Raw genomic sequence first — 14,258 nt, 5'->3', positions numbered from 1 at the left:
TTAACGCTTGTGACGGCGCTGGACGATCATCGTCGTCGTGCGCTTGTTGCTGCGGGTGCGGTAACCCTTAGCCGGCGTACCCCACGGGCTCACCGGGTCGCGACCTGCAGCCGTCTTGCCCTCACCACCACCGTGCGGGTGATCAACCGGGTTCATTGCAACGCCACGCACCGTCGGGCGGATACCGCGCCAGCGGTTCGCGCCAGCCTTGCCGATCTGGCGCAGGCTGTGCTCTTCGTTGCCAACTTCACCGATCGTTGCACGGCACTCGATGTGCACGCGGCGGATTTCGCCCGAACGCAGACGAACCTGCGCGTAGACGCCTTCACGTGCCAGCAGCATGGCCGACGTGCCAGCCGAACGCGCCATTTGCGCGCCCTTGCCCGGCAGCATCTCGATGCAGTGGATCGTCGTACCGACCGGAATGTTGCGGATCGGCAGCGTGTTGCCTGCACGGATCGGCGCTTCCGAACCCGACATCAGCTGTTGGCCGACGGTCAGGCCCTTCGGGGCGATGATGTAGCGACGCTCGCCGTCTGCGTAGAGCACCAGCGCGATGTTCGCGCTGCGGTTCGGGTCGTACTCGAGACGCTCGACCTTTGCCGGGATGCCATCCTTCGTGCGACGGAAATCGACGATACGATAGTGCTGCTTGTGACCACCACCCTTGTGACGGGTGGTGATGCGGCCGTTGTTGTTACGGCCGGCGGTCGAGCTCTGCGAGTCGAGCAGCGCCGCGTACGGCTTGCCCTGATGCAGATTCTTGTTGACCACCTTGACCATCGCGCGGCGACCCGGCGAAGTCGGTTTAACTTTCACGATTGCCATGATTACTTGGCCTCCGCTTCAAAGTTGATTTCCTGGCCGGGCTTCAGGCAAACGTACGCCTTCTTCACGTCCTTGCGGCGGCCCATCGAACGGCCGAAGCGCTTTTGCTTGCCCTTCTGAACCAGCACGTTGACCGAATCAACTTCAACCTTGAACAGCAGCTCGACAGCCGCCTTCACTTCCTGCTTCGTGGCATCCGGTGCGACTTCGAACACGACTTGCTCGTTCTTGTCGGCAACCAGCGTCGCCTTTTCGGAAATCACCGGTGCGAGCAGGACCTGCATCAAACGATGATCGTTCTTGCGAATCTCGCTCATGACAGCAACTCCTCGATCTGGGCGACCGCAGCCTTCGTGACCAGCACTTTCTTGAAGTAGATCAGCGACAGCGGGTCAGCGTAGCGCGGCTCGACAATCGCCACGTGCGGCAGGTTGCGCGAAGCCAGGTACAGGTTCTCGTCGACCGTGTCCGTAATGATCAGCACGGAATCGAGACCCATGGTCTTGAATTTGTCAGCCAGCAGCTTGGTCTTCGGCGCTTCGAGGATGATGTCCTCGACGACCGACAGACGGCCTTCACGGGCCAGCTGCGAGAAGATCGAGCAGAGACCTGCGCGATGCATCTTCTTGTTGACCTTGTGCGAGAAGTTTTCTTCCGGCGAGTTCGGGAAGATGCGACCACCGCCACGCCACAGCGGGCTCGACGACATACCGGCACGAGCGCGGCCCGTACCCTTCTGACGCCACGGCTTCTTGGTGGTGTGCTTGACTTGCTCGCGGTCCTTCTGTGCGCGGTTACCCTGGCGAGCATTCGCCTGGTACGCGACGACGACCTGATGGATCAGCGCTTCGTTGTAGTCACGACCGAACACGACGTCCGACGCGTTGACCACTGCACCTTCCTGACCATTTTCGTTCAGGAGCTTGAGTTCCATTATTTCGCCCCCTTGGTCTTGACGGCCGGCGTCACGAAAACCTTGCCGCCCTTCGCGCCCGGAATCGCACCCTTGACGAGCAGCAGCTTGCGCTCTGCGTCGATACGAGCGATTTCGAGGTTCTGCACCGTCACCGTAACGTCACCGAGGTGACCCGTCATGCGCTTACCCGGGAAAACGCGACCCGGATCCTGCGCCATACCGATCGAGCCCGGCACATTGTGCGAGCGCGAGTTACCGTGGGTGGCACGGCCGGAGGAGAAGTTGTAACGCTTGATCGTACCAGCGTAGCCCTTACCGATCGACACGCCTTGCACGTCGACCTTCTGGCCCACTTCGAAAAGATCAGCACCGACCACGGCGCCATTCGACAGCTCAGCTGCCTTGGCCGCATCGATGCGGAATTCCTTGAGGATTTCACCGGCTTCGACGCCGGCTTTGGCGAGATGACCTGCCAGCGGCTTCGTCACGCGCGATGCGCGGCGGGAGCCGAATGCAACCTGCACGGCCGTGTAGCCGTCGGTTTCAACAGTCTTGATCTGCGTCACGCGGTTGTCCGACACGTCCAGCACGGTGACGGGAATCGAATCCCCTTCAGCCGTGAAGATACGGGTCATGCCAACCTTGCGACCTACGAGTCCAAGGCTCATCATTTTCTCCATTCCCGACTGCGATTGGTCGGGGCTGATTTACAAAATGCCGGGCACGCAAGGCCCAACTTTTTTACGCGAATACGCGAAAAGCCAAGCAGTATAGCCCGACTTCTCGATTTCCGCAAGCAATACAAAGACTTAGCACCACCCAGCACGCCGGGTGGCGCCGAAACCCTTACTGCAGCTTGATTTCCACGTCGACGCCAGCCGGCAAGTCGAGCTTCATCAGCGCGTCAACCGTCTTGTCGGTCGGATCGACGATGTCCATCAGGCGCTGGTGGGTACGGATTTCGAGCTGATCGCGCGACGTCTTGTTGACGTGCGGCGAACGCAGGATGTCAAAACGCTGAATGCGCGTCGGCAGCGGCACCGGGCCACGGACGATTGCGCCAGTCCGCTTCGCGGTATCGACGATTTCGGCAGCCGATTGATCGATCAGACGATAGTCGAAAGCCTTCAGGCGAATGCGGATTTTCTGTTGCTGCATGACGATTCCTTGAAAAGAGCGAGGCGATGTTGCATCGCCGGACACTAAAAGAACGCGAAACCTGTTGCCTGCGGGGAGCGAGGCGCCAGATTCCGAACGGCACTTCCACTGCTAAGCCCGCGATTCTACACGAAAAATCAAAGTGGTGGCGTGCGTTTGTCAATGCAGCAACGCGCACGCCACAAATACAAAACCGGGTGCCAGATCAAACTGGACACCCGGTTTCGACGGTACGACTGCCTACCGTGGAATCGCGGACTCCGGAGGAGTCCGCGGATCGTCGATCTTACTCGATGATCTTGGCGACGACGCCGGCGCCGACGGTACGGCCGCCTTCGCGGATTGCGAAGCGCAGACCTTCTTCCATCGCGATCGGAGCGATCAGCTTCACCGTGATCGACACGTTGTCGCCCGGCATCACCATTTCCTTGTCCTTCGGCAGCTCGATCGAGCCCGTCACGTCCGTCGTACGGAAGTAGAACTGCGGACGGTAGTTGTTGAAGAACGGCGTGTGACGACCGCCTTCGTCCTTGCTCAGCACGTACACTTCAGCCGTGAAGTGCGTGTGCGGCGTGATCGAACCCGGCTTCGCCAGAACCTGGCCACGCTCCACGTCTTCACGCTTCGTGCCGCGCAGCAGGATACCGACGTTGTCGCCTGCCTGACCTTGGTCCAGCAGCTTGCGGAACATTTCAACGCCCGTGCAGGTCGTCTTCACCGTCGGCTTGATACCGACGATTTCGATTTCCTCGCCGACCTTCACGATGCCACGCTCGACACGACCCGTCACCACCGTACCACGGCCCGAGATCGAGAACACGTCTTCCACCGGCATCAGGAACGCGCCGTCAACCGCACGCTCCGGCGTCGGGATGTACGTGTCCAGTGCGTCTGCCAGGTTCATGATCGCCACTTCGCCCAGCTCGCCCGTGTCGCCTTCCAGCGCCAGCTTGGCCGAACCCTTCACGATCGGCGTGTCGTCGCCCGGGAAGTCGTACTTCGACAGCAGTTCGCGAACTTCCATCTCGACCAGCTCGAGCAGTTCTGCGTCGTCCACCATGTCGCACTTGTTCAGGAACACGATGATGTACGGAACGCCAACCTGACGCGCCAGCAGAATGTGCTCACGCGTTTGCGGCATCGGGCCGTCTGCTGCCGAGCAAACCAGGATCGCGCCGTCCATCTGCGCCGCGCCCGTGATCATGTTCTTCACATAGTCAGCGTGGCCCGGGCAGTCGACGTGTGCGTAGTGGCGGTTTGCCGTTTCGTACTCGACGTGTGCCGTGTTGATCGTGATGCCGCGCGCCTTTTCTTCCGGTGCCGCGTCGATCTGGTCGTAGGCCTTCGCTTCGCCGCCGAACTTCTTCGTCAGAACCGTCGTGATCGCTGCCGTCAGCGTCGTCTTGCCGTGGTCAACGTGACCAATCGTACCAACGTTGACGTGCGGCTTGGTCCGCTCAAACTTTTCTTTTGCCATGATTCTCTTCTTTCAAAAAATATCGGTTGGTAGCTACAGATTTACTTCGACTTCGCGCTGATGATCGCTTCAGCAACGTTGCGCGGAGCTTCAGCGTAGTGCTTGAACTCCATCGTGTACGTTGCACGACCTTGCGTCAGCGAACGCAGCGACGTCGAGTAACCGAACATTTCCGACAGCGGCACTTCGGCGCGAACGATCTTGCCGCCGCCAACCATGTCTTCCATGCCCTGGACGATGCCGCGACGGCCCGACAGGTCGCCCATCACGTTGCCCATGTAGTCTTCCGGCGTCTCGACTTCAACAGCCATCATCGGCTCGAGGACGACCGGGTTCGCCTTGCGCATCGCTTCCTTGAACGCCATCGAACCGGCCATGCGGAACGCGTTTTCGTTCGAGTCAACGTCGTGGTACGAACCGAACGTCAGGTGAACCTTCACGTCGACGACCGGGAAGCCCGCGAGCACGCCCGACTTCAGCGTGTCCTGGATACCCTTGTCGACCGCCGGGATGTATTCACGCGGAATCACACCACCCTTGATCTCGTCGAAGAACTCGTAGCCCTTGCCCTGTTCGTTCGGCTCGAGCGTGATGACCGCGTGACCGTACTGGCCGCGACCACCCGACTGCTTGACGAACTTGCCGTCGACGTCCTTCGCCGTCGAACGGATCGTTTCGCGGTACGCAACCTGCGGCTTGCCGACGGTTGCTTCCACGCCGAATTCACGCTTCATCCGGTCGACCAGAATTTCGAGGTGGAGCTCGCCCATGCCCGAGATGATGGTCTGGCCCGACTCTTCGTCGGTCTGCACGCGGAACGACGGATCTTCCTGCGCCAGGCGGTTCAGCGCGAGGCCCATCTTTTCCTGGTCAGCCTTGGTCTTCGGCTCGACGGCCTGCGAGATCACCGGCTCCGGGAACACCATGCGCTCGAGCACGATCGGGTGTGCCGGATCGCACAGCGTGTCGCCCGTGGTCGCTTCCTTCAGGCCGACCGCAGCAGCGATGTCGCCTGCGCGAACTTCCTTGATTTCTTCACGCTGGTTCGCGTGCATCTGCAGAATACGGCCGAGGCGTTCCTTCTTGCCCTTGGTCGAGTTCAGCAGCGTGTCGCCCGAGTTCACGACGCCCGAGTACACACGGAAGAAGATCAGCTGACCGACGAACGGGTCGGTCATGATCTTGAACGCGAGCGACGAGAACTTCTCGTCGTCCGACGCCTTGCGCTCGGCTTCCGCGCCATCTTCGAGCTCGCCCTTGACCGGCGGGATGTCGACCGGCGACGGCAGGAAGTCGATCACGGCGTCGAGCATGCGCTGCACGCCCTTGTTCTTGAACGCGGTACCGCACAGCATCGGCTGGATTTCGCACGCGATCGTACGGTCGCGCAGCGCCTTGACGATGTCGGCTTCCGGCAGATCGCCTTCTTCCAGGTACTTGTTCATCAGGTCTTCGCTGGCTTCAGCAGCCGCTTCGACCATCTTTTCGCGCCATTCCTTGCAGGTGTCCGCGAGCTCGGCCGGGATGTCGACGTAGTCGAACTTCGTGCCTTGCGACGCTTCGTCCCAAATGATCGCCTTCATCTTGATCAGGTCGACCACGCCCTTGAAGTTTTCTTCCGAGCCGATCGGCACCACGACCGGAACCGGGTTCGCCTTCAGGCGCAGGCGGAGCTGGTCGTAGACCTTGAAGAAGTTCGCGCCGGTACGGTCCATCTTGTTGACGAACGCGAGACGGGGCACCTTGTACTTGTTGGCCTGGCGCCACACCGTTTCCGACTGCGGCTGCACGCCGCCCACTGCGCAGTACACCATGCACGCGCCGTCGAGCACGCGCATCGAACGCTCCACTTCGATCGTGAAGTCGACGTGGCCCGGGGTGTCGATGATGTTGATGCGGTGTTCCGGATAGTTGCCGCCCATGCCCTTCCAGAAGGCCGTGGTAGCAGCGGACGTGATCGTGATGCCACGCTCTTGTTCCTGCTCCATCCAGTCCATCGTTGCTGCGCCGTCGTGGACTTCACCGATCTTGTGGTTCACACCGGTGTAAAACAGAATGCGCTCGGTCGTCGTCGTCTTGCCGGCGTCGATGTGAGCGCTAATACCGATATTGCGGTAGCGCTCGATAGGAGTCTTGCGAGCCACTTTGATCCTCTACGGGGATGACACGATGCAGCCCTGCTGCATCGCGCTTCAACACAAACGGGCGAGGCGCCTGAATAGCGCACCCGCCCGGAATTTATTTCCGCAAACAGCCCAGCCAGGCGCTTAGAAGCGGAAATGCGAGAACGCGCGGTTGGCTTCTGCCATGCGGTGAACTTCATCGCGCTTCTTCATCGCGCCGCCACGGCCTTCGGCCGCTTCGGTGAGTTCGCCTGCCAGACGCAGAGCCATCGACTTCTCGCTGCGCTTCTTCGCAGCCTCACGCAGCCAGCGCATCGCCAATGCCATACGACGCGACGGGCGCACTTCGACCGGAACCTGATAGTTGGCACCACCAACGCGACGGCTCTTCACTTCGACCACCGGCTTCACGTTGTTGAGCGCAACGGTGAACACTTCCAGCGGGTCCTTGCCACCCTTGGTCTGGATTTGTTCGAATGCGCCATAAACGATGCGCTCTGCGACCGACTTCTTGCCGGACAGCATCAGCATGTTCATGAACTTGGCTACATCAACGTTGCCGAACTTCGGATCCGGCAACACTTCCCGCTTGGGGACTTCGCGACGACGCGGCATGATTCTTCCTTTACCTGTTCAGTTGGAGCTGCATCCAGCCCCACGGTCACCAACAAACCCGATCACATCTTCACGACTAACCAGCTTGGCCGGGTGACCACTTACTCGACAGCACCGGCAATCCGGTACTCCCGCCTTGACCGCCCTGCGGCGATCCCTGGTCAAAAACTGCTTACTTGGCAGCCTTTGCACGCTTCGCGCCGTACTTCGAGCGCGCTTGCTTACGGTCCTTGACGCCCTGGGTATCCAGCGAGCCGCGAACCATGTGGTAACGCACACCCGGCAAGTCCTTCACACGGCCGCCGCGGATCAGCACAACCGAGTGTTCCTGCAGGTTGTGGCCTTCACCGCCGATGTACGAAATCACTTCGAAGCCGTTCGTCAGACGAACCTTGGCAACCTTACGGAGTGCCGAGTTCGGCTTCTTCGGCGTCGTCGTGTACACACGGGTGCACACGCCGCGACGCTGGGGGCAGTCCTGCAGGGCCGGGCTCTTGCTCTTCGTCGTTTCCGACTGACGGCCTTTGCGAACCAGTTGGTTGATGGTTGGCATTGTTTATTCCTGAAATTGAACAAAATCTGCACACCGATTTCGGGCAAAGCGAGAATCGACGCACAGTTGACTTCCGAACCGGCGATACGGACACGAACCTGCGAACAATCTTCGACGCGACTCGGCCCACCGAATACCGGAACCCAGCATGATATTCCGGAAATGCCAACTAAGTCAACGGCTTGCGTGATCTGCCGGCCGTGCGGGGGATTTACCGGAAGGGTCCGAACCCCTGTGTCATGCCGATTCGACGACGTCGATGATCTCGTCGCCGAAGCGTTCGAGCTTGCGCACACCCATGCCGGGGATATGGCGCAGATCGTCGATAGTCTCCGGCGCGTTGCGCGCGATTTCGGCCAGCGTCGCGTCGTGGAAGATCACGTAGGCCGGCACGCCGTCGGACTTCGCGGTTTCCGCGCGCCACGCGCGCAGCGCGTCCCAGCGTGCCCGCTCGCGGGTGCCCATGCCGGCCGTCGGGTCGACCCGCGTACCGCTGCGGCTCGACGATTGGCGCGTGCGCTGCGGCTTTACGTAGCGGCGCAGCGTGACCTTCTCCTCGTTCTTCAGCACCGGCTTCGCGGCCTCGGTCAGCATCAGCGCGCCGAAGCCACCATGGTCGACCGCCAGATAGCCGTACGCCACGAGTTGCCTGAATATCGCGCGCCATTCAGGCTCGGACAGCGATGCGCCGATCCCGAACGTGCTGAGCTGGTCGTGGCCGCGCTGCAGCACCTTCTCGGTGCGGCCGCCGCGCAGGATTTCGATCAGATGGCTCGAGCCGAAATTGAAACCACTCGCGCGCTGCGCGCGGAATACGCACGACAGCGCCATCTGCGCCTCGCGCGTCGCGTCCCATGAATCGGGCGGCTCGAGGCACGTGTCGCAGTTGCCGCACGGCTGGCTCGCCTCGCCGAAGTAGTTCAGAAGCCGCACACGCCGGCACGAGATCGTCTCGCACAGCCCGAGCAGCGCATCGAGCTTCGACGTCTGCACGCGCTTGTGCGCATCGTCCGCATCGGATTCATCGATCATCTTGCGCTGCTGGACGACGTCGCCGAGCCCATACGCCATCCACGCGTTCGCCGGCATCCCGTCGCGGCCCGCCCGGCCGGTTTCCTGGTAGTAGCCTTCGACGCTCTTCGGCAAATCGAGGTGCGCGACGAAGCGCACGTCGGGCTTGTCGATGCCCATGCCGAACGCGATGGTCGCGCACATCACGATGCCTTCCTCGCGCTGGAACATTTCCTGATGCTTCTGCCGCACCTCGAACTCCATCCCCGCGTGGTACGGCAGCGCGCGCACGCCCTGCGCCTTCAGCCATTCGGCCGTTTCCTCGACCTTGCGGCGCGACAGGCAGTAAACAACGCCCGTGTCGGTCGTGCCGTCCGCGTTCGTGTGCTCCGCGCGGATGAAGTCGAGCAGCTGCGCGCGCGCGTTGTCCTTCTCGACGATCCGGTAACGGATGTTCGGCCGGTCGAAGCTCGATACGAACACTCGCGCGTCGTCGAGCGCGAGACGATGGATGATCTCGTCTCGCGTGATCGCGTCGGCGGTGGCCGTCAGCGCGATGCGCGGCACCGACGGGAAGCGCTCGTGCAGCACCGACAGCTGGATGTATTCGGGACGGAAGTCGTGCCCCCACTGCGACACGCAATGCGCCTCGTCGATCGCGAACAGCCCGATCTTCGCGCGCTCGAGCAGCTCGAGGAAGCGCCCAGTCATCAGCCGCTCGGGTGCGACGTACAGCAGGTCGATCTCGCCCTCGCGCAGCGCGCGCTCGGTCGCCGCAGCCTCGGCGCCCGACAGCGTCGAGTTCAGATAGGCCGCCCGCACGCCGACCTCGCTGAGCGCGGCGACCTGGTCCTGCATCAGCGCGATCAGCGGCGACACCACGATGCCGGCGCCCTGGCCGGCTTCGCGGCGCAGCAGCGCCGGAATCTGGTAGCACAGCGATTTGCCGCCGCCCGTCGGCATCAGCACGAGGCAATCGCCGCCGCCGGCGACGTGTTCGACGATCTCGCCCTGCTGGCCGCGAAATGCGGAATAACCAAAGACTTCGTCGAGGATTTCGAGGGCGCGGGACATGAATGATGAGAACGAGGACGGCAGGACGATGACCGCGATTTTAACAACCCGCTCGCGCAGCGCGCGGCGAATCGTGCAACGTTGGCCAATCGGACAGGGTTCGTGCGCGCGCATGACGGGCCTGCGCAAACGTGCGGCAAGCCCGTCATGCACGTGAACGACGGACAAAAAAAACCGCCCGGCGAACCGGGCGGTTTCGATGACAGCGAATACGCAGCGTGAGGCGGCTCGCGCCGCCCGCGCTTATTCGGCTGCCGGGTGTTGCGGCTCTTCCGCAGGCGCGCTCGGCGTGCCGAAGTCGAATGCCTCTTCCGCTGCGATCTGATCGAAACGCTCGCGGTCGGACATCTCCTTCGCCTTGCGTGCCTTGTGGAACGCGAGACCCGTACCGGCCGGGATCAGGCGGCCGACGATCACGTTTTCCTTCAGGCCGCGCAGATCGTCGCGCTTGCCCATGATCGCCGCTTCGGTCAGCACGCGGGTCGTTTCCTGGAACGATGCCGCCGAGATGAACGAGTCAGTCGACAGCGACGCCTTCGTGATACCGAGGAGCACGTTGTCGTACGAAGCCGGGCGCTTGCCCTCGGCGATCATGCGATCGTTCTCGTCCAGCATGTCGGAACGCTCGACCTGTTCGCCCGGGATGAAGCGCGTATCACCGTTGTCGGTGATCTGCACACGACGCAGCATCTGGCGAACGATCACCTCGATGTGCTTGTCGTTGATCTTCACGCCCTGCAGACGATACACGTCCTGCACTTCGTCGACGATGTAGCGCGACAGCGCCTCGATACCCTGCAGACGCAGGATGTCGTGCGGATCGGCCGGGCCGTCCACGATCATTTCGCCCTTGTTGACGACCTGAGCATCGTGGACCAGCACCTGCTTTTCCTTCGCGATCAGGAACTCGTGCTGATTGCCTTCGAGGTCCGTGATGACGAGACGCTGCTTGCCCTTCGTGTCCTTGCCGAACGACGTCGTGCCGGTGACTTCCGCGAGAATGCCGGCATCCTTCGGCGAACGCGCTTCGAACAGTTCCGCCACCCGCGGCAGACCGCCGGTAATGTCACGCGTCTTCTGCGCTTCGGTCGGGATACGTGCGAGCACTTCACCCACCTGCACCTGCTGGCCGTCCTTCACGGTGATCAGTGCGCCGACCTGGAAGCCGATCTGCACTGCGTGTTCCGTGCCCGGGATCTTCACTTCGTCGCCGTTCGCGTCGAGCAGTTTCACCTGCGGACGCACGCTCTTCGAAGCTTGCGAACCGCGACGCTTCACGTCGATCACGACCAGCGTCGACAGGCCGGTCACGTCGTCGATCTGCTTCGCGACGGTCACGCCCTCCTCGACGTTCTCGAACTTCACCGTACCACCGTACTCGGTGATGATCGGACGCGTCATCGGATCCCACGTCGCCAGCTGCGTGCCGGCCTTGATCGCCGCGCCGTCGAGCTGCAGCAGCGTCGCGCCGTACGGGATCTTGTGACGTTCGCGTTCGCGGCCGATGTCGTCGGTGATCAGCGCCTCGCCCGAACGCGAAATGACGATCTGCTCGCCCTTCGCGTTGGTGACGTAACGCATCGTCGCCGTGAAGCGCACGATACCGTTGCTCTTCGCTTCAACCGACGACGCCACTGCCGCACGCGATGCCGCACCACCGATGTGGAACGTACGCATCGTCAGCTGCGTGCCCGGTTCACCGATCGACTGTGCAGCGATCACGCCGACTGCTTCGCCGACGTTCACGAGCGAGCCGCGGCCAAGGTCACGGCCGTAGCAGGCCGCGCACAGACCGTAACGCGTTTCGCAGGTCAGCGGCGTGCGCACGCGCACTTCGTCGATGCCGAGGCGTTCGATTTCCTCGACCGCCGTTTCGTCGAGCAGCGTGCCCGATTCGTACAGCGTTTCCTGCGTTTCCGGGTTCACGACGTCCGCGACCGCGACGCGGCCGAGGATACGGTCGCGCAGTGCCTCGACGACTTCACCGCCTTCGACCAGCGCCTTCATCGCCACGCCGTTCGACGTGCCGCAATCGTCCTCGACCACCACCAGATCCTGCGTGACGTCGACCAGACGACGCGTCAGGTAACCCGAGTTTGCCGTCTTCAGTGCCGTATCAGCCAGACCCTTACGTGCACCGTGGGTCGAGATGAAGTACTGCAACACGTTCAGGCCTTCGCGGAAGTTCGCGGTAATCGGCGTCTCGATAATCGAGCCGTCCGGCTTCGCCATCAGGCCTCGCATACCGGCCAGCTGACGAATCTGCACCGCCGAACCCCGGGCGCCCGAGTCGGCCATCATGTAGATCGAGTTGAACGACTCCTGGCGCGTCTCGTTGCCGTCGCGGTCGATCACCGGCTCCGTCGACAGCTGCTCCATCATCGCCTTGCCGACCGCTTCCGACGTTGCCGACCAGATGTCGACCACGTTGTTGTAGCGTTCCTGCGCGGTGACGAGACCCGACATGTACTGGCGGTCGTACTCCTTCACCTTCTTCGCGGCGTCGCCGACGATCGTTTCCTTCTGCGGCGGCACGAGCATGTCGTCCACGCAGATCGAAATGCCGGCACGCGTCGCGAGACGGAAACCCGACTGCATCAGCTGATCGGCAAACACGACCGTCGCACGCAGACCGCACTTGCGGAACGCGGTGTTGATCAGGCGCGAGATTTCCTTCTTCTTCAGCGGCTTGTTCAGCACCGAGAACGGCAGGCCGTGCGGCAGGATCTCCGACAGGATCGCGCGACCGACGGTCGTCGCGTACAGCGTGATCTTCGGCACGAATTCCGGCGCGCCTTCCGACGTGTCTTCGTTGCGGACCATTTCGGTGATCCGAACGTTGACGCGCGATGCCAGCTCGACTTCCTTGTTCTCGTACGCGCGGATCACTTCCGACACGCCGGTGAACGACAGGCCTTCGCCCTTGCCGTTGATCGCTTCGCGGGTCGCGTAGTACAGACCCAGCACGATATCCTGCGACGGCACGATCGACGGATCGCCGTTGGCCGGGAACAGCACGTTGTTCGACGCCAGCATCAGCGTGCGCGCTTCCATCTGCGCTTCGAGCGACAGCGGCACGTGAACGGCCATCTGGTCACCGTCGAAGTCGGCGTTGAACGCCGCGCAGACGAGCGGGTGCAGCTGGATCGCCTTGCCTTCGATCAGGACCGGCTCGAACGCCTGAATACCGAGACGGTGCAGCGTCGGCGCACGGTTCAGCATCACCGGGTGCTCGCGGATCACCTCTTCGAGGATGTCCCACACCACCGGCGTCTGGTTCTCGACTTCCTTCTTCGCAGCCTTGATGGTCGTCGCGACGCCCATCACTTCCAGCTTGTTGAAGATGAACGGCTTGAACAGTTCCAGCGCCATCAGCTTCGGCAGACCGCACTGGTGCAGCTTCAGCGTCGGGCCGACCACGATGACCGAACGGCCCGAGTAGTCGACGCGCTTGCCCAGCAGGTTCTGACGGAAACGACCGCCCTTGCCCTTGATCATGTCGGCGAGCGACTTCAGCGGACGCTTGTTCGCGCCCGTCATCGCCTTGCCGCGACGACCGTTGTCGAGCAGCGAGTCGACGGCTTCCTGCAGCATCCGCTTTTCGTTGCGGACGATGATTTCAGGCGCCTTCAGCTCGAGCAGACGCTTCAACCGGTTGTTACGGTTGATCACGCGGCGATACAGGTCGTTCAGGTCCGACGTCGCGAAACGGCCGCCATCCAGCGGCACGAGCGGACGCAGTTCCGGCGGCAGCACCGGCAGCACTTCGAGGATCATCCACTCGGGCTTGATGCCCGAGCGCTGGAATGCCTCGAGGACCTTCAGGCGCTTCGCGTACTTCTTGATCTTCGCTTCCGAGCCGGTGTTCTTCAGCTCGGTGCGCAGCGTCTCGACCTGCTCGTCGATGTTGATCGCGCGCAGCAGTTCACGCACGCCTTCCGCGCCCATCTCGGCACGGAATTCGTCGCCGTATTCCTCGACCTTGTTGTAGTAATCCTCTTCGGTCATGATCTGCCGCGCCTTCAGCGGCGTCATGCCCGGTTCGATCACCACGTATGCCTCGAAGTACAGCACGCGTTCGATGTCGCGCAGCGTCATGTCGAGCACCATGCCCAGACGCGACGGCAGCGACTTCAGGAACCAGATGTGCGCGACCGGCGAGGCCAGCTCGATGTGGCCCATACGTTCGCGACGCACCTTCGCCAGCGTCACTTCGACGCCGCACTTCTCGCAGATCACGCCGCGGTGCTTCAGACGCTTGTACTTGCCGCACAGGCACTCGTAGTCCTTGATCGGCCCGAAGATCTTCGCGCAGAACAGACCATCGCGTTCCGGCTTGAACGTACGGTAGTTGATGGTCTCCGGCTTCTTCACTTCACCGAACGACCACGAACGGATCTTGTCCGGCGAGGCCAGACCGATCTTGATCGCGTCGAAAACTTCTTCCTGTTGGACTTGCTTGAATAGATCGAGCAGAGCTTTCATTGCCTTCTCTCCGTAGTC

The 14,258-nt window shown here is 62.0% G+C and carries 11 protein-coding genes; all 11 read right to left on the bottom strand.

From position 1 onward, the window contains the following. The 11 genes from rplB to rpoC all read right to left on the bottom strand — a co-directional run bounded on the left by rplB (window position 1) and on the right by rpoC (window position 14,240). On the bottom strand, window positions 1–828 hold the full coding sequence (gene rplB / locus WI26_RS01375; protein ID WP_034209733.1) for a 50S ribosomal protein L2: 828 nt from the start codon (window positions 826–828) through the stop codon (window positions 1–3). A gap of 2 nt (window positions 829–830) precedes the next feature. Further along, window positions 831–1,145, bottom strand: coding sequence for a 50S ribosomal protein L23 (gene rplW, locus WI26_RS01370; RefSeq protein ID WP_004199275.1), 315 nt, complete (start codon window positions 1,143–1,145; stop codon window positions 831–833). Next, the gene (rplD, locus tag WI26_RS01365; protein ID WP_006477192.1) at window positions 1,142–1,762 is read right to left on the bottom strand and encodes a 50S ribosomal protein L4; all 621 of its coding nucleotides are present in this window, start codon (window positions 1,760–1,762) and stop codon (window positions 1,142–1,144) included. The genes rplW and rplD overlap by 4 nt, the downstream gene beginning before the upstream one ends. Beyond that, on the bottom strand, window positions 1,762–2,412 hold the full coding sequence (rplC, locus tag WI26_RS01360) for a 50S ribosomal protein L3 (protein ID WP_006752926.1): 651 nt from the start codon (window positions 2,410–2,412) through the stop codon (window positions 1,762–1,764). Before rplC ends, rplD begins: the two co-directional genes overlap by 1 nt. Before the next feature lie 178 nt (window positions 2,413–2,590). Further along, complete coding sequence (gene rpsJ / locus WI26_RS01355) at window positions 2,591–2,902, bottom strand: 30S ribosomal protein S10 (protein ID WP_004199280.1); 312 nt, start codon at window positions 2,900–2,902, stop codon at window positions 2,591–2,593. A gap of 286 nt (window positions 2,903–3,188) precedes the next feature. After that, window positions 3,189–4,379 carry an elongation factor Tu gene (gene tuf, locus WI26_RS01350; protein WP_011882996.1) on the bottom strand — a complete coding sequence of 397 codons (1,191 nt, stop codon included), beginning with the start codon at window positions 4,377–4,379 and terminating at the stop codon, window positions 3,189–3,191. A gap of 41 nt (window positions 4,380–4,420) precedes the next feature. Continuing rightward, window positions 4,421–6,523 (bottom strand): elongation factor G, encoded by a 2,103-nt coding sequence (fusA, locus tag WI26_RS01345; RefSeq protein ID WP_059448623.1) that lies wholly within the window; start codon window positions 6,521–6,523, stop codon window positions 4,421–4,423. A gap of 123 nt (window positions 6,524–6,646) precedes the next feature. Further along, entirely contained in the window at window positions 6,647–7,117 is a 471-nt protein-coding gene (rpsG, locus tag WI26_RS01340) for a 30S ribosomal protein S7 (RefSeq protein ID WP_034209730.1), read from the bottom strand. Between the two features lie 172 nt (window positions 7,118–7,289). Beyond that, window positions 7,290–7,670 (bottom strand): 30S ribosomal protein S12, encoded by a 381-nt coding sequence (rpsL, locus tag WI26_RS01335; protein ID WP_006400662.1) that lies wholly within the window; start codon window positions 7,668–7,670, stop codon window positions 7,290–7,292. 237 nt (window positions 7,671–7,907) lie between these two features. After that, window positions 7,908–9,755, bottom strand: a complete 1,848-nt coding sequence (gene recQ / locus WI26_RS01330) for a DNA helicase RecQ (protein ID WP_069226327.1) — start codon at window positions 9,753–9,755, stop codon at window positions 7,908–7,910. Between the two features lie 243 nt (window positions 9,756–9,998). Then, the gene (gene rpoC / locus WI26_RS01325; RefSeq protein WP_059468478.1) at window positions 9,999–14,240 is read right to left on the bottom strand and encodes a DNA-directed RNA polymerase subunit beta'; all 4,242 of its coding nucleotides are present in this window, start codon (window positions 14,238–14,240) and stop codon (window positions 9,999–10,001) included. Window positions 14,241–14,258 lie beyond the last annotated feature (18 nt).

Origin of the sequence: Burkholderia diffusa (assembly GCF_001718315.1) — a bacterium.
GTDB classification, from domain to species: Bacteria; Pseudomonadota; Gammaproteobacteria; order Burkholderiales; family Burkholderiaceae; genus Burkholderia; species Burkholderia diffusa_B.
The sequence above is the reverse complement of the archived record's forward strand: the minus strand, read 5'-3'. Positions and strand labels throughout refer to the sequence as shown.